The organism is Winogradskyella tangerina (assembly GCF_003260205.1).
GTDB lineage: Bacteria > Bacteroidota > Bacteroidia > Flavobacteriales > Flavobacteriaceae > Winogradskyella > Winogradskyella tangerina.
Genome location: NZ_QERF01000001.1, coordinates 218553 through 237730 on the forward strand (window position 1 = coordinate 218553; position 19178 = coordinate 237730).

17 protein-coding genes, 1 tRNA gene and 1 pseudogene are annotated in these 19178 nt (G+C 34.1%); 3 read left to right on the forward strand and 16 right to left on the reverse strand.

Annotation, left to right across the window (positions count from 1 at the left end; all coding sequences use genetic code 11):
- Positions 1 to 20: 20 nt before the first annotated feature.
- The 7 genes from DDY94_RS01020 to DDY94_RS01050 form a co-directional block, all read right to left on the reverse strand.
- Complete coding sequence (locus tag DDY94_RS01020) at positions 21 to 2165, reverse strand: peptidylprolyl isomerase (protein WP_111682167.1); 2145 nt, start codon at positions 2163 to 2165, stop codon at positions 21 to 23.
- Between the two features lie 92 nt (positions 2166 to 2257).
- The gene (locus DDY94_RS01025; protein ID WP_111682168.1) at positions 2258 to 3547 is read right to left on the reverse strand and encodes a hemolysin family protein; all 1290 of its coding nucleotides are present in this window, start codon (positions 3545 to 3547) and stop codon (positions 2258 to 2260) included.
- Between the two features lie 3 nt (positions 3548 to 3550).
- Complete coding sequence (locus tag DDY94_RS01030) at positions 3551 to 3742, reverse strand: hypothetical protein (RefSeq protein WP_111682169.1); 192 nt, start codon at positions 3740 to 3742, stop codon at positions 3551 to 3553.
- A 37-nt stretch (positions 3743 to 3779) separates the two neighbouring features.
- Positions 3780 to 4346, reverse strand: coding sequence for an LPS export ABC transporter periplasmic protein LptC (gene lptC, locus DDY94_RS01035; RefSeq protein WP_111682170.1), 567 nt, complete (start codon positions 4344 to 4346; stop codon positions 3780 to 3782).
- A complete protein-coding gene (locus DDY94_RS01040; RefSeq protein ID WP_111682171.1) occupies positions 4346 to 5710 on the reverse strand; it encodes a tetratricopeptide repeat protein in 1365 nt (454 codons plus the stop codon). The genes lptC and DDY94_RS01040 overlap by 1 nt, the downstream gene beginning before the upstream one ends.
- 17 nt (positions 5711 to 5727) lie before the next feature.
- A complete protein-coding gene (locus DDY94_RS01045) occupies positions 5728 to 7050 on the reverse strand; it encodes a hypothetical protein (protein ID WP_111682172.1) in 1323 nt (440 codons plus the stop codon).
- The gene (locus DDY94_RS01050; RefSeq protein ID WP_111682173.1) at positions 7050 to 7778 is read right to left on the reverse strand and encodes a type III pantothenate kinase; all 729 of its coding nucleotides are present in this window, start codon (positions 7776 to 7778) and stop codon (positions 7050 to 7052) included. Before DDY94_RS01050 ends, DDY94_RS01045 begins: the two co-directional genes overlap by 1 nt.
- A 101-nt stretch (positions 7779 to 7879) precedes the next feature.
- Between DDY94_RS01050 and DDY94_RS01055 the strand changes: the two genes are divergently transcribed.
- Positions 7880 to 7952 (forward strand) — tRNA-Phe (locus DDY94_RS01055).
- A 265-nt stretch (positions 7953 to 8217) separates the two neighbouring features.
- Here the strand turns inward: DDY94_RS01055 and DDY94_RS01060 are convergent.
- The 6 genes from DDY94_RS01060 to DDY94_RS16330 form a co-directional block, all read right to left on the reverse strand.
- Entirely contained in the window at positions 8218 to 8430 is a 213-nt protein-coding gene (locus DDY94_RS01060; RefSeq protein ID WP_111682174.1) for a YgaP family membrane protein, read from the reverse strand.
- Between the two features lie 71 nt (positions 8431 to 8501).
- Positions 8502 to 9119, reverse strand: a complete 618-nt coding sequence (locus DDY94_RS01065) for a Crp/Fnr family transcriptional regulator (RefSeq protein WP_111682175.1) — start codon at positions 9117 to 9119, stop codon at positions 8502 to 8504.
- A 27-nt stretch (positions 9120 to 9146) separates the two neighbouring features.
- Positions 9147 to 11651, reverse strand: a complete 2505-nt coding sequence (locus tag DDY94_RS01070; protein WP_111682176.1) for a TonB-dependent receptor — start codon at positions 11649 to 11651, stop codon at positions 9147 to 9149.
- Positions 11638 to 12540, reverse strand: coding sequence for a FecR family protein (locus tag DDY94_RS01075; RefSeq protein WP_111682177.1), 903 nt, complete (start codon positions 12538 to 12540; stop codon positions 11638 to 11640). The genes DDY94_RS01070 and DDY94_RS01075 overlap by 14 nt, the downstream gene beginning before the upstream one ends.
- A 54-nt stretch (positions 12541 to 12594) precedes the next feature.
- Positions 12595 to 12783, reverse strand: coding sequence for an RNA polymerase sigma factor (locus DDY94_RS16325; protein ID WP_317047165.1), 189 nt, complete (start codon positions 12781 to 12783; stop codon positions 12595 to 12597).
- 48 nt (positions 12784 to 12831) lie between these two features.
- A complete protein-coding gene (locus DDY94_RS16330; RefSeq protein ID WP_317047167.1) occupies positions 12832 to 13113 on the reverse strand; it encodes an RNA polymerase sigma factor in 282 nt (93 codons plus the stop codon).
- Between the two features lie 466 nt (positions 13114 to 13579).
- Here DDY94_RS16330 and DDY94_RS16175 point away from each other — a divergent pair, with 466 nt between their 5' ends.
- Together DDY94_RS16175 and DDY94_RS01095 are read left to right on the forward strand one after the other, a co-directional pair.
- Positions 13580 to 15364, forward strand: a complete 1785-nt coding sequence (locus DDY94_RS16175; RefSeq protein WP_198658896.1) for a hypothetical protein — start codon at positions 13580 to 13582, stop codon at positions 15362 to 15364.
- 27 nt (positions 15365 to 15391) lie between these two features.
- Positions 15392 to 15877, forward strand: a complete 486-nt coding sequence (locus DDY94_RS01095; RefSeq protein WP_232817791.1) for a hypothetical protein — start codon at positions 15392 to 15394, stop codon at positions 15875 to 15877.
- A gap of 124 nt (positions 15878 to 16001) precedes the next feature.
- Here DDY94_RS01095 and DDY94_RS01100 read toward each other — a convergent pair.
- The 3 genes and pseudogenes from DDY94_RS01100 to DDY94_RS01110 all read right to left on the reverse strand — a co-directional run bounded on the left by DDY94_RS01100 (position 16002) and on the right by DDY94_RS01110 (position 19177).
- A pseudogene (locus tag DDY94_RS01100) lies at positions 16002 to 17723 on the reverse strand (efflux RND transporter periplasmic adaptor subunit).
- A 2-nt stretch (positions 17724 to 17725) separates the two neighbouring features.
- Positions 17726 to 18439, reverse strand: a complete 714-nt coding sequence (locus DDY94_RS01105) for a PepSY domain-containing protein (RefSeq protein ID WP_111682179.1) — start codon at positions 18437 to 18439, stop codon at positions 17726 to 17728.
- Between the two features lie 6 nt (positions 18440 to 18445).
- A complete protein-coding gene (locus DDY94_RS01110) occupies positions 18446 to 19177 on the reverse strand; it encodes a heavy-metal-associated domain-containing protein (RefSeq protein ID WP_111682180.1) in 732 nt (243 codons plus the stop codon).
- Position 19178: the final 1 nt, after the last annotated feature.

Below are 19178 nucleotides of genomic sequence, written 5' to 3' on the forward strand. Positions count from 1 at the left end.
TTATATTTTATTTTAATGTCTTAGTAAACCGTTTTAGCTCTGTTGTCTTCAATCTCAGCAGCTTTTTCTAATGCCTGATATACTTTACTTTGAACGGTATTTCTAAGTGTCGTATTTAAACGGTTTACAATAGCCGTGTAATTATCGATTGGCGTAGCTTCCGTAACCTTAGTCACTTCGATAATATAAACACCTTTCTCTCCGTCGATAGGTTTTGAAGCTTTTCCTTGTTCTAAACCAAATGCTGCACCTATTACTTTAGGCTCTGTTCCAGCGCCAGCTAGAGTAGTATTCTTTAAGGTTAATGCTGCAGCTGTTTTAACAGGCTGACTTTGATTTTTTGCGATCTCATCAATAGTAGAACCTGTGATTCTCTCACGGATCATTTTAGCCTTCTTCTCTCTTCTAATGTCACCTGCCGCAGTAATTGAAGCATTTTCAACGCTCATTAAACCTTCCTCATTCTTTTCAACTAATTTAGCAACGATGAATCCAAATCCAGAGATTGGGAAATTCTTATAATCACCTACATCAGTAGTTTCGTCAAAAGCCCAACGCACAACCTGTCTCTGGCTTCCTAAACCTGGCATATTTTCGTCTAATTCTTTGAATGTGATTGGCTTCACGGTTAATTCACGCTCCTTAGCCAATTCTTGGAAATCACCATCTTTAGCAGCAATTTCGAACTTAGACATCTTATTGAACACATCCTGCAACGTTTGATCTGAAGGCTCAATTTTTCTTGCCAAGGTGGCAATTTTATAGGTGTCGTTCATACTTTTTTGCTCGAGGATCTCAATTACATGATATCCGAAAGAAGTCCCTACTACATCAACATCACCTACATTATTTTCGAATGAGAACTCTTTAAATTCTGGAGCCATTCCTGCGTTGTAAGCGAATTCGATCTCACCATCATTTTCATTACTTACCTTGTCAGAAGATAATTCTATCAAGTCCATAAACTTGGTCCCAGATTTAATTTTTGCTAAAATACTATCTGCTGTCTTTTTAGCTTCTTCAGGCGTTTTCGTTACCGAAGCGTCTGCTCTTTGGCCACCAATAAACGGAATTAGTATGTGTCTTACGTTTACAGTATCTGGCATTTGCTCTTTGGCAATCATTTTCGATAGCTTGAAATACTCACCATCTTTATAAGGACCAAAATACTCACCAACGTTCAAATTCATCAAACTGTCTTTGGCAGTAGCTGGCAATTGTGCAGCACGTAAAAAGGTGTCATTATAGTTGATGTCTGAATTTGAATTAATAAACTCTTCGATATTATCTGCGGTATCAAAACCAGGAATAGTATCATAGTTTCCACTACTCTCGTTATATTCTGTGATGTTGGTTTTTAATTTGATGAGCTCTGCTTTAAATGCCTCTTCATCCGCAGCAGAAGCTTCCTCTTTAAATTCAACATAAATCACTTCACGATTTGCATCTGCTTGAAATTTATCTTCGTGATCTTTCATGTAAGCCTTAACATCAGCAGAAGTTACTTCTACTAGACTATCAGCAACTGTTGTGTAAGGAATTTGCACAAAACGAATATCAACGTTTTTGGCATCAGCCATATACTCATCTTCAGCCTCGGCAATAGTAGTACCAATACCAGCTCTAATCATATTGTAGTATGATTGCTGAATTGCGCCTGCGGCGATATTGTCTTCATAGATAGCCCAACTTTCATAATTCACAAGCGAATTACCTAGTGGCGCAGTTTCGCCATTAAGATCTTTTAGGTTAGCAATAAATGCATTTAAACGATTAGCGTCAAAGTTGCCGTTTTCATCTTGAAACTCAGGATACGACTGAAGACTATTCTTTAGTAAGTCTCTCATTTCATCTTTCTCAACATCTAAACCTAAAGCTTCATATTCACCATCCATAATGATCTTGCGAACCTCTTCATTATAGATAGCGTTCATTGCCTGTGTTGAAGTTATTCTACCACCAGCTCTATCTTGATAGTTCTTTACTTTTTGCTGAAAATCATTTCTTTCAATGTCCGTTCCATTTACCGTTGCTACTACACCTTGAGTGTCTGAAAATGCATTCGGATTATCAATTACACCTTGAATAACAAAAGCAAATAATGCTAATGCAATCACCAATATTAGGATAAGTGAACGTTGTCTGATTTTATTTAAAATTGCCATAGTCTAATATTTCAAGTAAATAAGTTCGCGAAAATAATGTTTTCTAATAAATTATAAAAGGCTGAGCGCTGTTTTTATAAGCGATTTAAGTGTTAATCTTGTTCAATTATTTTTAGCTGAACAATATCAATTTTTGTAGAGGAGACTTCTTCAATCGTAAACTTGAAATTATCGATCTGAATGGCTTCGTTTTCTTTAGGAATGCCCTCAGTTTTATTCACAATTAAACCACCGAGTGTTTCGTAGGTTTCACTTTCTGGAAGGTTTAATTTATAGGTTTCGTTGATGTAGTCTACCTCAAGACGGGCCGAAAATCTATACGTATGTTCATCGATTTGTTCTTCGGTCATATCTAGTGAATCGTGCTCATCTTCAATTTCACCAAAGAGTTCTTCAATAATATCTTCCACAGACATTATACCAGAGGTGCCGCCATATTCATCAATTACCACAGCTAGACTCTGACGCTTTTTAGTAAGTAAATTAAGCACATCTTTAATAAGAATAGTTTCAGGCACGAAACTCACCGGAATAATAATAGACTTGATATTTTTTGGCTTTTTGAAAAGTTCGAAAGAATGTACATAACCCAAAATATCGTCGATCGTTTCCTTGTAAACCAGAATTTTTGTTCGACCTGTTTCAATAAATAATTGTCTTAGATTCTCAATGGTTTCAGAAATATCAACTGCTGTAATTTCTGTTCTAGGCACCATAACTTCTCTGGCTTTCACATCTGAAAATTCGAGAGCATTCTGAAATATTTGTATCTCGCTATCAACTTCTTCATGGTCTTCAAAGGATTCCATCTGCTCACTGATATAATTTCCAAGTTCAACCTTTGTCATGGCTAATACAACATCTTCGCCCTTCGCTTTAAAAATATGTTTCAGAACAGCATCTGAGATCCAAAGAACGAAATCTGAAATCCAATTAAAAATGAGATAGAAAATATAGGTCGGCAATGCCAATATCTTGAGTAAGGTATTGGCATAAATCTGAAAAATTACTTTTGGCAAAAACTCAGCCGTAATTAATATCACAATAGTTGAGATCACCGTTTTTGTAAGTAGCTGAAAATCGGTTAACAAATAGGTTAATGTAGCGTTGTCTGAAGGCAAAATGGACTGAAACCACGCTACCAAAACATCACCCATTTTAAGACCATAAATTACTAAGGCAATGTTATTGCCAATTAGCATGGTCGCTATGTATTTTGAAGGTTTTGCTGTTAACTTGGTTAAGATCTTACCTAGAAAGTCTTCTTGCTTTTTTTCTAATTCAATATGAATTTTATTGGAGGAAACATAAGCAATCTCCATCCCCGAGAAAAAGGCTGAAAGTATTAAGGTGACGATAATAATAGCTATGTCAACAGCCATAGATTATTCTTTATTTCTATCCTGAAACTTTTTAGAGAAACGCTTTCTAAAAAAGAACATAAATAGGGCCAATGCCACAAAGAACAATGACATATAAGATCGGTCTCTATCTACAGACCAATTTGAAATTGCATCCCAAAGGAATAAAATGGCAAATACGATATAAGCGTATTGAAAGAGTTTGAAGATTTTCATCCGTGTGCTAATGAAGGAATTAATGGTACAAAGATAGTTAATTATCGAGTTCGAAGTCACCACCCATTTCTAACATCTGGAAGTTTTTGAAATCCTTATCAGAATCAAAACCTACACCATGCATCGGTCCGGCAGCTCTCGTAAATACCCAAGGTTGATTGGTGAACACCCACTCTAACTTTTCATTGTAATATAATTGATCTGTTTTTAAGACCTCACCATCATGCGTAGTTATGGTGACATTTTCTCTTAGATCAATGATATCCGTGTCTGAATAAAAAATGGCATATTCGGAGGTGATAGTAGTAATTTTACCAGCATCGTCGTAGACTTTCAACAAAATACCTTCGGGAAATTCTGAGAAAGAAAAATCACGATTGGAGTAATCTAACATTCTCGGGCTGATGAGATTCGCTTTCAAATGAACAGAATCTTCAACGATCTCTGTGTATTTAAGGTCGATTTTTTCAGCTTCTCCTATAGGTTGATTTTGAAGTACTCCTACTTTCTGAACCTCACTGAAATCATTTTCACACGAAAAAAACAAAGTCACAACTAATGCTGTGACTATGCTTAATATATTATGTGAAAATTTACTTCTCATTAAATGCTTGGTACTTTAACCGAACGGCTGATCCAACAACCAATGTTGATGGTTTCACCAGCATTTCCTTTTGTAAAGATATCAGATTTTGACGGTGCGCTTGCTCTGTAGCTTGCTGCAGACTTCGCTGCTGCTGATTTTAAACGACCATCAACTCGTCCTGCTCTTTCTGCTGTACTAGCTGCCAACCAGAACACTGCTCTTTTAGAGAAGTTGTCGCTACCACAGTTATTTGCACTCTTAGCATACATTGCTGCAATTGCCAAGTATGGTGAACCATCAGAAGGGTTAAGACTCATTGACTCTTGGTAGTACTGTCTAGCTCTACCATAGCTTCCTTTATCTTTTAAATCATTAGCTAACTTTTTGTAAAGTTTTGCCTTTCTTAATGGATCTGGCTCTAGTTCTAATGATTGATCAAAATACTTTTGCTCTCCAGTCAATAGATATAAGTAATATGCTGTATCAGCTGTTGGCTGAATGCTATTCTTCTGCTCTACTAACTTTAAGAATAAAGGATCCTCTTTACAACCTTTGGCATACATACGGTTCATAGCACGTTGCAACCAAAGCTTATCGTCTTTCTTTTCCTCGAAACTCTTTTCATATAATGGCACTAACACTTCACAAGTTGCTCTATCACCTAATTTTTTATCCATACTTGGAATGATCTTAGTTTCAAAAGCATCGATATAAGATTCGTAACTCGATTTACGTTTAGCATCTTTCTTGCTTAGCGTTTCACCAGCTTCTTCTCTTGCTGCCAATTTATTCAATTTAACAGTGTTTGTACCAACGATACCTTCAATAATCTCGATAACATCATCGTACTTATCAAACATTGATTGTGCTGGCATTTTACCTGCATCAAAAAGGTCTACTGCTAAAGAAAAATAAGTATATAGAGCTTTTGGATTTGTAAAGTTCTTAGCGTCTTTAGTAAAAGCAGCATCGAACATATTGTATAGGTCTTGCTGATTTTTACCTAACTCCTTTTGATACTTATAAGCCAAATTAGCTTTGTCTTCTAAAATTTCACCTAAATCATATTTAGACTGAAAATTTTCTCTACTTTGATCATAAAGTAACATTAGATCATTGATATGTGCTACTTGATCGGCACCTGTAGAGTTTTCTATTTTATGCATTAGAATTTTTTCACCGTATGCATAAATAGCTCTATTGAACTTAGGACACTTATTACGAACAATATTCCAAGGTCCATAAGCATCATCGTACTTCTTGCTTTTTACATAACTATCAAATATTGATAGATTATTCATGCACTCTTCATCTTGCTGAGCGAAACCAATGTTGAAACTCACAAAAAGAGCTGCTAATAATATGGTTATTTTCGTCTTCATCTTGTTAATTATTATTGTTAGTTGTACTTTCTTTGTTTAAACCATCTAGAGTTCAAAGATAAACTTAAGTTAAAGTTTATAAAATTCTCTTGGATTAAGTTTTCGTTAGTTGTTCCTCTCTGTCCGTATTCTACGCCAATATTTGCGTTAGAAAATAAACTTCGGCTACCAACTGGTAATCCTAACCCAAAAGATATGCCAAACTCATTTATTGGTTGATCTTTTATAACCAATCCGGTATTAGAATAATTGAATCCCGCCCTGTAAACCACACGTTTAAAGTAGCCAGAAAAGGCATTATAATTAGGAATAAAGAATCCTCCAACAGAAATTTGAGATGAATTTTCATAACGGGTCACCGAGTTTGTGAACACCGGATTTGAAAAATCGCTAGTAGTTTGTAAAGTGTATTCTGCACCTACAAACCATGATTTTGGCCTACCAATACCTCCTCCAAATGAGAAACGTGATGGTAAAGTGAGTTCTGTTTTTTCTAAATTCTGTTCTGCTAGGTTTGCCTCTTCAGTTTGCCAAACTCTTATGACATCTAATGAATTCGCTTCTAACGAAACCGTTGAAAATGATCTTTCATTTTGCGAACTTAATGTACTTTTTGGCGAATAGGTTGTTGTTAAAGACAACTCGAGTTTGTCATTTAACATGGTTTTAAAAGCTAAACCGAAATTTACATTGAGACCACTGAGATCAGAGCGGTTTTCTTCACGTGTTTGATATTGAACTAATTCGCCTTCTGGTGTATACTCAAGGTCTATTGCCGTATTCTGAATATTTCCGAAGTTGTAATTGACATCAACTCCTAGACTTAGTTTATCAGTTAATTGATATCCAAAACCTGCAAACACCTTATTCACACCACCTTCACCATCAAATCTATTAACTAGTTCATTATTGTCGTTTATATTTTCCAAACGATAACCTACAGAAGTAAATGGCAATAATCCGAATCCAAATCCGAACTTTCCAACAGGAATAGATATCGCTATATAATCAAAAATTGAGCTATTTGCCTCTGCTTCACCAGAGCTACTTTTTAAGGTAGAACTTGTTGCAGTACCAGCTACAGCAAACTTTACAGGTCGGCTTTCATTATCAAATGGGATGGCCTCAACATTCTTTCCAACATAGGCTGCCGGATTTCTTAAGTTCACATGGATACTATCTAAGTATACGCTAATACCACCCATTGAACGGTTTTCAACGGTACCTTTAAATTTCAGGCTTCCAATACCATAAAATGAATACGGTGAAGTCGTTCCTTGTTGAGAATATGCGCTAAGGCTAAATAACGCAATACAAATTACAATGATTTGTTTAATCATTACTTCGAATTAAATTCCAGAATAAAATTCAAACCTTCTAACAGAAAATTCGAGTTCGCAAATATGCTATTTTTTAATTGGTTTGACAAAAAATTGGCGTCGCCACCTGTTAAAATAACTGTTAAATCTTGGTATTTAGACCTATATTGATCTATAACACCATCTATTTCCTTGATTGCGCCAATGATAACACCAGAATGGATAGAAGATTCTGTTGTGTTGCCAATGATAGTTTTTGGCTGGTTTTTTTCTAATAACGGAAGGTTCGCCGTTAAATTATGTAATGCTTGGTATCTTATGCGTATTCCTGGCGAAATAGCTCCACCAAGATACGAATTTTTTTTGGTTACAAAATCATAGGTAATACAGGTTCCGGCATCTATAATAAGTACATTACGATCTGGAAACTGCTTTACAGATGCGCTTGCCAGAGCAATTCTGTCAACACCGAGTGTTTTTGGTGTCTTGTATTTGTTTTCAAAAGGAAGCTTTGTTTTATGGTTTAACTCAAGAACATTGAGATCTTCTTCGATGATCTCGCGTTGTTTTTTAGTTAATCGGCCTACTGAAGAAATAATAGCCGACTCAATATCTGAAAACTCCTTTCTCAGGCTTTTATAGTGCTTTTTGAAATCTTCAATTTTAAAACTGACCTTATGTATAAGTTCGTCATTATCAAAAACAGCAAACTTCACAAAGGTATTTCCAACATCAACAATAAGGTTCATAAGCCATGCAATTGCACAAATTTATAAAATCAATTTTTACAAATTTCTTTTTGGTAATACTAAAAATGAATTTATATTTGCATCCGCTTAATTAAGCAACTGGTGCCTTAGCTCAGTTGGTAGAGCAAAGGACTGAAAATCCTTGTGTCCCTGGTTCGATTCCTGGAGGCACCACTTTAAAACCCTGTAATCTTTTGATTATCAGGGTTTTTTGGTTTTTAAGAGACAATTACAGGGACAACCTACAATCGAATCTATTTTTCAAATTATACTTGTTGAGTACGACTATTTGCAACTTATTTTTGTTGCTTCTAATAACTCGACTTGCTAATCGATTCAACTCCACTATTGTCACAATTAATTGGTTAAGAAAAAAATTATGGCAGATTAATAAAGGCTTTATACTATAAATTAAACCACTGAGTAATAAAATCTTAAATCATTGTTTATTTTTCAAAGAACAAGTCTTTATTCCAAATGGAGCGTACAAAGGGCAGAAACTAATAAAACTGGTTAACACAAATATACCTGCCACTATTAATAGGATAATTCCCAAAGTTCCAGAAATCACCTCGTTAAAATATAATACTCCCACTATAGCAGCGATTATAATCCTAATAATTCTATCTGCTGTTCCCATATTTTTTGTCATCTTATTTAGTTTTAAATTTATAATACAAAGATTGCTAATCAATATTAGCTATCCAGTGACTTTAGTCACAACTAAATAAGTTTTATTTCTCCTGAGTCTTGCCTTATCTTACCTTCTATCTCTAATTTTTTTAATACCCTCGTAACTACTTCTCTTACAGTTCCTAATTCATTAGCTATTTGATTATGACTCATTTTTATAGACTCACCATTCATAATCTCTACTTTATTTTTTAGATGTTCATAAAGTCTTTTGTCCATTCTATCCGTCAACAAATGACCAATAGTATCTAGTAATTCTGAATAGCGTAGATTAAATTGGTCATAAAAAAGTTGATTTAAATCTGGAAAGTCTTTTAACCATTTAGGAAGTAATCGGACTGGAACTAGTAGAATTTTTGCTTCTTCTTCAATTGATGCATAAACTTTACTAGGGGTATTTTTCAAAGATGCGTAAAAGGTCATTACACAACTTTGAGATGGTTGTATGTAGTAAAGTAGTAGTTCTTTATCGTTGAATCTAGAATAGACTTTGACGATTCCTTCAAGCACAATAGGTAAAACTTTAACGTATTGCTCTTCCCTTAAAATCTCAGCACCTTTTGGAAATACTTTTATTGAAGATTCTGCAAGTACCTTATCCAATAGTGGTTGCTTTAAAAATGATAATATACTTCTATCAAAATCCATTTTAACATACTATTTGAAATCTTACGTTTAAAAATACAGTCTAAATACAGCATTCGTAGTTAAACCAAGAGAAAATCGCGAAAACTTATTTACTACATCATTTTGGTCAACTCTATAATAATCATTAATGGCATTTTCCCTGTTAGAAACATTCCAGACTGATGCTCCAACTTCTGACCTGAATGTATTACTTATCTTGAATTTATAAATAGCAGAAGCATCTACCCTTAAATAATCTAATAATCGTTCATTATTGGCTTCGTCAAAATTTACATTATCATCAGCTATTTCATTACCAAGTAGAGGAATTGACGTGGGTTGCCCTTTTCTATAATTGACTCCTGCGGAAATGTTCCATGATTCATTGCTAAATGTTGTTCCCAATGTTACCGAATGCGTAATATCAAAATTACTTGGAAACTCAATTTCATTCAGTGCTTCAAAAGTGTAAGTATTATTTATATATGAATAACTTAACCAGCTATTGAAATTTCCGGTTGTCTTTCGGCACAAGAACTCAAATCCATAGGCATTATAGCTGCCTTTTTCCTTCGTAAATTCATATTTAGTAGTGAAACTTTGACTTTGGGTGGTTATTCCATCAACTGCTTTATAATATCCCTTTGCATCTAATAGCCAACCACTGTTCTTATATAAAATTCCAATTGAAGCCTGTTTGCTCTTCAAAATTGGAATACTGTCGTTATCAGTTAATTGCCATCGTCTTTTTTCAATACCAAGAAAATCATTCTGGAAATTAACTATCTGAGAGGTACTTTGATGCTTAAATTCTCCTTGTGCTTCAATTTCAATGTTTTCACCAATGGATTGTCTTATACTTAATCTTGGCTCGATAATTAATTCTTGAAATCTGGTTAAGTAATTTGCTCTGAAACCGCCTCTAATCGAAAAATCATTATTTAAACTCTTATACCAAGCCTGACCGAAAGCTACATGCTCTCTTAATACCTCTTCGTCTCTTCTTACAAATCTTGGTAGGTCAATGTCATTTAGATTAATCACTTCAGTTTCTGTAAATTGATAACCAAGATCAAAATGCCATTGATTTAGCTTGTATGAGTTTTTTAATTGAATGCTTGTTTCTGAAACCACGTTTTCTTGCAATTGTAACTGATTGCTCAAGACATCTGCATTAAGGGCTTCAAGTTTATATTCATTATCATAAACGTTCAAAGTTGATGATAATTTATCATTCCATTGTCTTTTATAGTTTAAACCAACAGCAAGACTGTTTTGAGAGATGTTACTACGTCTTGTTCTTAATGCACCATTAATATCAGCAGTTTCATTGAATCCTAAATCATTATTTATCAATAAAAAATTTAATCGAATAAAATCTTTATCTGAAGGTTGGTATAGCCAACGTAAAGAAGCATCATAAAAGTTAAACTCCTGATCAGAATTTGTCACATTCGCAACATTATTTTCCGCTTCCGTATCTTGAGTTACTCTATCGAAATAAACTTCATAAGTAGGTGTTCTAACAAAATCATCTAAGGATTTTCTAGATGCAATCTGAAGGGATGATTTATTGCCGATAGGAATATTTGAAAATAGTTCTGCATTTATGAAGTTTAGCCCAAAAATACTATTGACTTTTGAGTCGATTTGTTTGTCGGTCTTCATATGTATCGTTCCCGAAACTCCATCTGTTAAAGACACATCAGAACCATTATTTATAACACTGGCATTCTGTGTCATAAGAGGATTAAAACTAGAAATTAACCCAAAAAAGTGTCCAGTCTGATACATTTTGATATCATCCCAAAGAATTAAATTTTGATCGTTGGAACCACCTCTAATATTAATATTCGAAACAGTTTCATCAACACTTAAAACACTTGGTAATGCCTGGACAGTCTGAAGTACATCAGATTCAATAAGACCAGGCAAAAGACTAAATCGCTTATAATCTATTGAAGTTGTCCAATCTTGTCTTCTGTCAATCCCACGAACGAGATATGTTTCGATGAGCACAGGAGCGATGATTTCTTGTTCTACTAGCATTATTATTGTCTCACAATTATCCAAATTGAAATACTTTACTTGTCTCTCTATGGTTTTTAGTCCAATATGTCTAATAGTCAATAGCTCATCTAAGGATCTCAGTTCAATTTCAAAGTACCCTTCGTCATCAGTAACAGCATATGCAAGCTTGCCATTAATGGTTGCTCCCGAAAGAGGTTCTTGCAAGTCAGAATCTTTAATATAGCCACATAACTTAACGGTGTTAGAAATAGAATAAACTAAATCACTCAGCCTCTCAATAACTAAACCAGTTTGTCTTTCAAGATTTTTTAGTATTAATGATAAACTCAAGTTTTTTGGTATAGGGTTTACCATTACATTATTTACGACATTACTCTCATAATTGAATATAATTGAATGCTGTTTTTCGACATCTTTTAAAACTTCTGCTATTGGAATTTTTTGAACTTCAGTTTGCCCATGGAGCTTCAAGAACGAAATGCTCAAAACCAGGAAAAGTATGTAAAATTTAGTTCTGTCCATTCCTTATTATGACCTTTTTATTATTTTGGACAGTATAGGTCAAATTAAGGGGTTTTGTGATAGATTCAAGGGCATTTTCAAGATTATTGTGCTCAAAGGCACCTGTAAAACGTAAATTCATTTCTGAAGGATAACTGACAACAACATTATATTGTTTTATCAATTCTTTGACAACATCAATAATAGGTGCATTTTCAAAAACACTCATGTTTTTAAGCCAATAGGGTTCTGCAACTGTGATATTTGACTTTTTACCCTCGCCAGAAGACAAAATAAACTCAGTGCCAGCTGGTAATTTCACTTCGCCATTATCATAAATAACTTGAACCAAACCTTCATAGCAAGAGACTTTAAAAACACTGTCTCTTGAGAGAACATTAAACTCAGTGCCCAGAACACTAACTTTTCCAAAGTCTGTATTTACATCAAATCGCATTCCTTTTTCTACATCGAAAAAGGCTTCTCCACTAAGGTTTAATGTTCTATTCTCATCCCAGTCAGAATCGGCATAATTTAATTCTGACAACTCATTAAGGTTGACAATTGAATTATCTGGCAAGGTAATCGTTTCGTTTTGTGCCAAATCAGTTTTAAACGAGCTAATTTGGTCTTTATTGATAAGGGTAAATAATGCGAATCCAACGATAAGAATTGCTGCAAAGCCAGATACAACCCTGGTCCAATTTGTTGTATTGGTCTTGGAGTCAGTTAACTTCATTTCTAAAGAATCAAACGAAGGGACTTTCGCATTTAAATAACCACTGAATCGTTGAGCATCGTCAATAATTCTCTTATAGAATGCAGCATTTTCTAGAGCATTAAAAGCCTTGGCCTCAACTTCTGAAAGCTCATCCTTTAACCATTTTTTTATTAAATACTCTTCGTTCATAACATGCTGTTCTATAATTAAAACAACTCAAATTTTAATTGTCCCAGAAATATTTCATTTTAGTTCTTCAAGTTCATTTCTAAGTTTATTGAACGCTGCATAGATTCTATGTTCAGCTACTTTTTTTGTAATACCTAAAATTTCTCCGACTTCTTTGTGGGTTTTACCATCTATCTTATTCAGAAGAAATGCCGTTCGTTCTTCTTCCTTTAATTGGGACAACACATGTTCGAACCGTTTCAAAAACTCTTTTCTACGTAAGATGAACTCAGGAGACTCATTGGTGTAATCTTATTGCTTTACATGTTGGTATTTTAATACCACTTTTTGATGTTTTACCTCATTAAGCATCAAGTTATTGGCTGTTGTATACAAATAAGATTTAGCTGCTTCGGGTTTTATTTTAGCGCAGTTTTTCCAAAGCTTAATGAATGCTTCTTGTACTTTATCAGTTGGGTTCAACAAATCCCCATATTTATACAAAAGGATATTGCTCAAGGATTGTGCATACTTCTCATAAATCTTTGAGAAGCGCATCTTATCACAGATATCTTTGTAAATTGATTTAGACACAAATAAATTTTACTTAAATCTATATAAAAAAAATTTAATGATTTTCTGGGACAATTAAAATTTGAGTTGTTTGAATATTAAAGAGCCTTGGTTATTCGATAGACTTAAATTTTGTTTTTAAAACAATATGGAAGCAACTTGTACAGATAAAACAGCTACACTTATAAAGTCCATCACAATGATGAAAGTTGAGGAGTTGTTTAAGTGCAAAAAACGAATTAAGGAACTGGAAACTTTACTTGTTAATGATTTTAATGCAATCAATTTTTATAGATATGAACACACCAAAAACAGATTAAGTCATTTAAAGTCCGCAATTTTTGATTTAAAAATATTGGAATCAAAACTTTGTAAAAAATTTTAAAAAAATCTTGGGACAATTTTTTTATGAGTTGTTTTAAGAATAAAGAGGCGTTTTGAAAGCCACCAGACAACAAACTTAAAATTAAAATAAATCCATTTCATTATGAAAACATTAAAACCGATCTTACTAGTAGTTATAGGGGTTTTATTCACTATGACATCATGTAGAACAGAAGATGATTTGGCCATTGACCCTCCAGTTGAGGATACTATACAGGCCAACTCAACAGTAGCAAATTTAATGAGTAACGTTGCTACCAATGACGGCTCTTTCGATAACATTATAGATAATGCAAGTTGCCTAAGTGTACAATTACCTGTTACCGTTACTGTAAATGGTATTGAACTTATAATTAACGATGACGATGGTTATGAGGATATAGAGGACATAATCGATTTATTTGATGATGATATTGACTCAATAGTTATTTCATATCCAGTAACAGTGATCCTAGCTGATTTTTCTACCGTTACTGTTAATTCTGATGCCGAATTGGCGGCACTTGCCTCTAATTGTGTAGGCGAAAACGAAGATGATGATGATATAGAGTGTATTGATTTTCAATATCCTATTACAGCATCCATTTACAATGAAAATAATGATTTGATCAATTCCATTACTATTAACAATGACAATGAAATGTATGACTTTGTTGATGATCTTGATGAATTTGCTGCCGTCACAATCAACTTCCCAATTACTGTAATTTTTGCAGATGGAACGACACAAACTATTAATTCAATTCAAGAATTAGAAAATGTAATAGAAATGGCAGATGATACCTGTGATGAAGATGATGATAATGATTTTGATGATGACGATTGCGATAACTGCACCACTAATGACCTAGATACTGTTTTTGCAGATTGTGCTGAATGGACAGTAGATAAACTAGAGCGTAACGATAATGATTTAGAAGATAACTATGTTGGTTATGTGTTTGAATTCAATGGAGATGGAACGATTCTGGTTACACAAGGAGCTAATACATTCAATGGCACGTGGGAAGCTTCTGGTTCAGGAAATAATATTTCTGTAACCATTAATGTGACTGGATTAACAGATTTTAATGACACATGGAACTTACATGAAATTGATCAAGATCCAGGCGAAGTTGATGTTGATTTGAGACTAGGGGATGATAGACTGAGATTTGAAAGTGATTGCTCAAGTGATGGAAGTATTGATGATTCAGCATTAGTGAATGCACTAACAAGTGGTGACTGGTATGTGACATTTTTCTTTGACGATACTGATGAAACCGCAGATTTTGCAGATTACGTCTTCAACTTTGCATCTGACAACACTGCAACAGCAACGGATATGAGTGGAACAACTAATGGATCTTGGTCAACAACATCAGGAGATAATACCGAACTAGGTTTAAATCTAAACTTTGGAACTGGGATTCCATTAGACGAATTAGCTGATGATTGGGATGTTCTTGAAGTAACAAATGATATTATTAGGCTCAAAGACATAAGTGGTGGTGATGGCTCGGAAGACTTCTTAACTTTTGAACGTGAGCCTTTTGATGGTGGAGACAATGGAGATGACTTAGCAGCCATTTTAACAGACGGGTTGTGGATTGTTGCATCTTACACTGAAGATACGGATGATCAAACTGCTAACTATGCAGGTTATGAATTAGATTTTGATATGGATGGTACAGTTTCAGCATCGAACGGTTCTAATACTAATAACGGGACTTGGGCTGTGCTAAGTGGCGGTAACCAAATGGCTTTAGATTTTGGTACTAATTTACCGTTTGGAGAGTTTAATGACGATGATTGGGATGTTATCTCCGTTTCTGCCACCGAAGTTATAATCCAAGATGTAAGCGGAGGTGGAGGCGGAACAGATACGTTGACACTTCAAAAACTTTAATGCTAAAACAATTTAAAATATGTAATTATGAAAAAGGTATTTAATCTAGGATTTTTATTAATGCTAAGCTTCTCATTAATGTCAGCAATGTGCTCAAGTGATGACGACGATGGAAGCCCAAATAATAGTGATCAACAAATAGCAGAAATTGAAAGCACAGCACAGTCGGGAACTTGGAGAATCACAAACTTTAATGATTCTGGTCAAAATGAGACTTCAGATTTTAGCGGTTATGACTTTACCTTTAATTCGGATGGGTCATTGGTTGCAACCAACGGTTCCAACACACTTACAGGGACTTGGTCGGTGACAGACGACAGTAATAGCAGTGATGATAGCAGTAGTGATGATGATATTGACTTCAACATCTTCTTTCCCGTTCCAGATAGTAATGATTTTGAAGATCTCAATGACGATTGGGATGTAGTAACAACCACATCTACAAGAATTGAACTCATTGATATTAGTGGAGGAAATGGAGGAACAGATATGTTAACTTTTGAGAGAAACTAAATTTGATTGGCAGCGTATGCGCCCTAAATATATTTAAGTTAGAAAACACCAACCATTAGCTGCCAGTGGTTGGTGTTTTAATCAGATTAATATGATTAACAAAAAAGTATTTCAAAACTATAATTCAATCCATTATTAAACTTACACTACCGCATTTTAGCATTACTTCCCCAAAATATGGATTAAGTATTTGTTCCTCCTTACTTATCCAATAAGCACCGTTATTATTATCAGCCATTGGACAAAACTGTACAAATAGTTTATCTTTTACTTCGTCAAAGTTTTTAACCATTTCTATCAGCTTATCAGAAATCATTTGAAATTGCTTACGCTGATGTTCCAAACTCACATTTTCATTTATTCCTTTAGAAGTTTTATGCAGAATAGCCCAATAATTATGCGTTTGTTCTCTTTGACTTACAGGCATTTTTTCTAAAGCTTTTCTAAATGCTTCACTTTTTGATGATGCCAATGACACATCGGACTGAATTAAAGCATCTTTCAGGTTAATATAAGCATCAATAACAGGCTCAAATGATTTTTCAACAGTACTATTAAAATCAACTTTTTCTGTCATCATATCCATTGTATGCCCTTCATGTCCTGTCATTGTTTTACCACCATCTTTATTCATCATCGATTTTTTACCTTGAAGCTGTGCTGAAGCATCGACAGTAAATGTACCATTGGTAACAATCTCATCGCCGTCTTTCAGCCCATCAACCACTTCTTATTGTTCACTAACCCGCTTTCCTAAAACAACTTCTCGCATTTCAAAAATAGGTTCATTAGGATTCGTTTTTAAATACACTACTGAACGTTCACCTGTCCACAATACAGAAGAAGATGGAATGAATAACTTTTGTTCAGAATCAGAAGATGTGTTTTCAATAATTCCTTCTACAAACATACCTGTCTTAAACTCTCCATTTCGATTATTCAATACAACACGAAGGTCAACTGTTCTTGTCTGTGGATTCATCATTGGGTCAATAAAATCAACTTTCAGTTTAAAGTCTTTATTTGGAAAAGCATTTGTAGTAACGGTAATTTCTTGCCCTTTTTTACATAGTTCTATCTGGTTTTCATAAACATCAAATATTGCCCAAACGGTATTTAAGTTGGTTATTTTTAATAATGTCTGACCTTGTTTTACATAATCACCTTGTTCTGCTAACTTTTCTGAAACAGTACCTGAAACGGTTGCATAAATTGGAAAATTCTGGATTACCTTTCCTGATGCTTCAATTTGATTAATCTGCTTATCTGAAATCTTCCAAAGCTTTAGTTTGTTGCGAACTGCATTGTATAAAGCTGGTTGTGATTCTTTTAATGAAGAAGCGGTTATTAGTTCTTGCTGTGTTGAGAATAATTCAGGTGAGTAAATGGTAGCCAAAAGTTGTCCTTGTCTTACTTCTTCTCCAACAGAACTTATATTCAATCGCTCTATACGTCCTGAAAAATAACTTGCTTGCACCACGTTAGCATCTTCGTTCTCACTTATCCTACCAGATAACTTAATGGAATTGCTTTCAATAGAGCCATTGCCTACTACAGAGGTTTGGATATTCGCTAAAGCCATTGCATTCTTGGTTAGTTTAAATTCATTAGGACTTAAACCATCTGCACCTGCTTCGGCAGGAATTAAATCCATTCCACAAATCGGACAATCGCCAGCTTCAGGTTGCATAATTTGTGGGTGCATAGAACAGGTCCACATTTGATTTTCTGAAGCCATTTCAGAATGATTATGCTCCATTTCATTGTTAGATGAATTACTAAAGAATAACCAACCTAAAAGCAAGCCAACTATTAATATTCCTACGTAGATTACATATTTTTTCATCTCTATTTATTTTTTCTTCTTTTTAATAATTTTCTAATCGATGGTGATGATGTGTACCAAAGTAAAAAGCCACTCAAAACAGTTATCAATCCTAAAAGAGAAAAGGCTCTCAAAACTGTTGTATTGAAGTTATCTCGACCTTCATAGTCCATTGTATGAGTCATCCACAAAAAATCAAACCAACGCCAACTGCGGTGCCTTACTGTTTGAAACTTTCCATCATTAATAGACACATAAGCTTTTAAAGCTTCATCTGTTTTATATGAGATAACATAAGCTGGTAATAACTTTTCACGATATTCATGGTGCTTCCCAACTTCTGTTATTTGCTCTACAGATTCAACCTCTAATCCCTCTTTCATATAATTTTTAGCGATATATAATGCTTCATCTTGGGTAATGCTATTTTTAGGACTTCCATCCATCGCATTATATAACTGCTTCTTATTTACCCAATAGTAAGGTACATTATCGATATCTCTCAATTCTATGGTATTAACACCTTCTGAAACATTAAGGCTTGAAGGGCTAATGAGATTACTAAAGGCTTGTGGTTGATAATCCAGATTCTTAAAATGGTCTCCGTGTATATCATCTATGTTTGTCCAACTGAAGTATAAACCACTTATAGTCCAAAATAGAAATTGAATACCTAAGAACAGCCCCAAATAACGATGTGTTTTTCTAATTTTTAATACTGCATGTCTGTTTACCATAATCTTTTAGTTTACTAACATTAATATTGCCATAACTATCATAATGGCATTTTCAATAAAAGTAGCTTCTGTCATAGGTAGCTTTAAAGCTGTACCTAAACAAGCACATCTTATTGACTTTTTATCTAATAGTGTTTTTGTAACCCCAATCGTTGTAATACCCAATACAATAAGTGTTATTATTAATGCTATTTTAACTTCAAATCGCATCAGAAACATTAAACCTAATGCTGTTTCTATAAATGGATAAACCCATCCATAGACAGGAACTCGTTTTGCTAAAGGGTCGTACATTCTAAAAGACTCTGGAAAGCCTTTTAAATCTAACATTTTAAAGAAACTAAAAACGATGTAGAACAATCCCATGAAATCTAACATTGCTTCGCCCCAATTCCAGTTTTTATAATGCAATAATACACTTGCAACGGTTATATAAAACATAATTAGAAGTAATGGTTTAAGTTGCTGTAACTTGCTTTTTTCTTGCTCAATTTCATAACTTGATGCACTTGTAGAAGCAAAAACATTTTTAACTTCCTTTTCGGAAATGTTATACTTAGAAGGTAATGCCTTTTGTAATTCTGCTGTGTCAATATGCTTGTTCATTGTTACTTCTGCCTCATTTTTTTCAAGGTCCACAGCAACGTTGGTAACATTATCTATATTTCCTAAATATTTTTCGACAGATGCCTTACAGTTTCCGCAAGTCATTCCAGTAATTTTATAGGTATGTTTCATA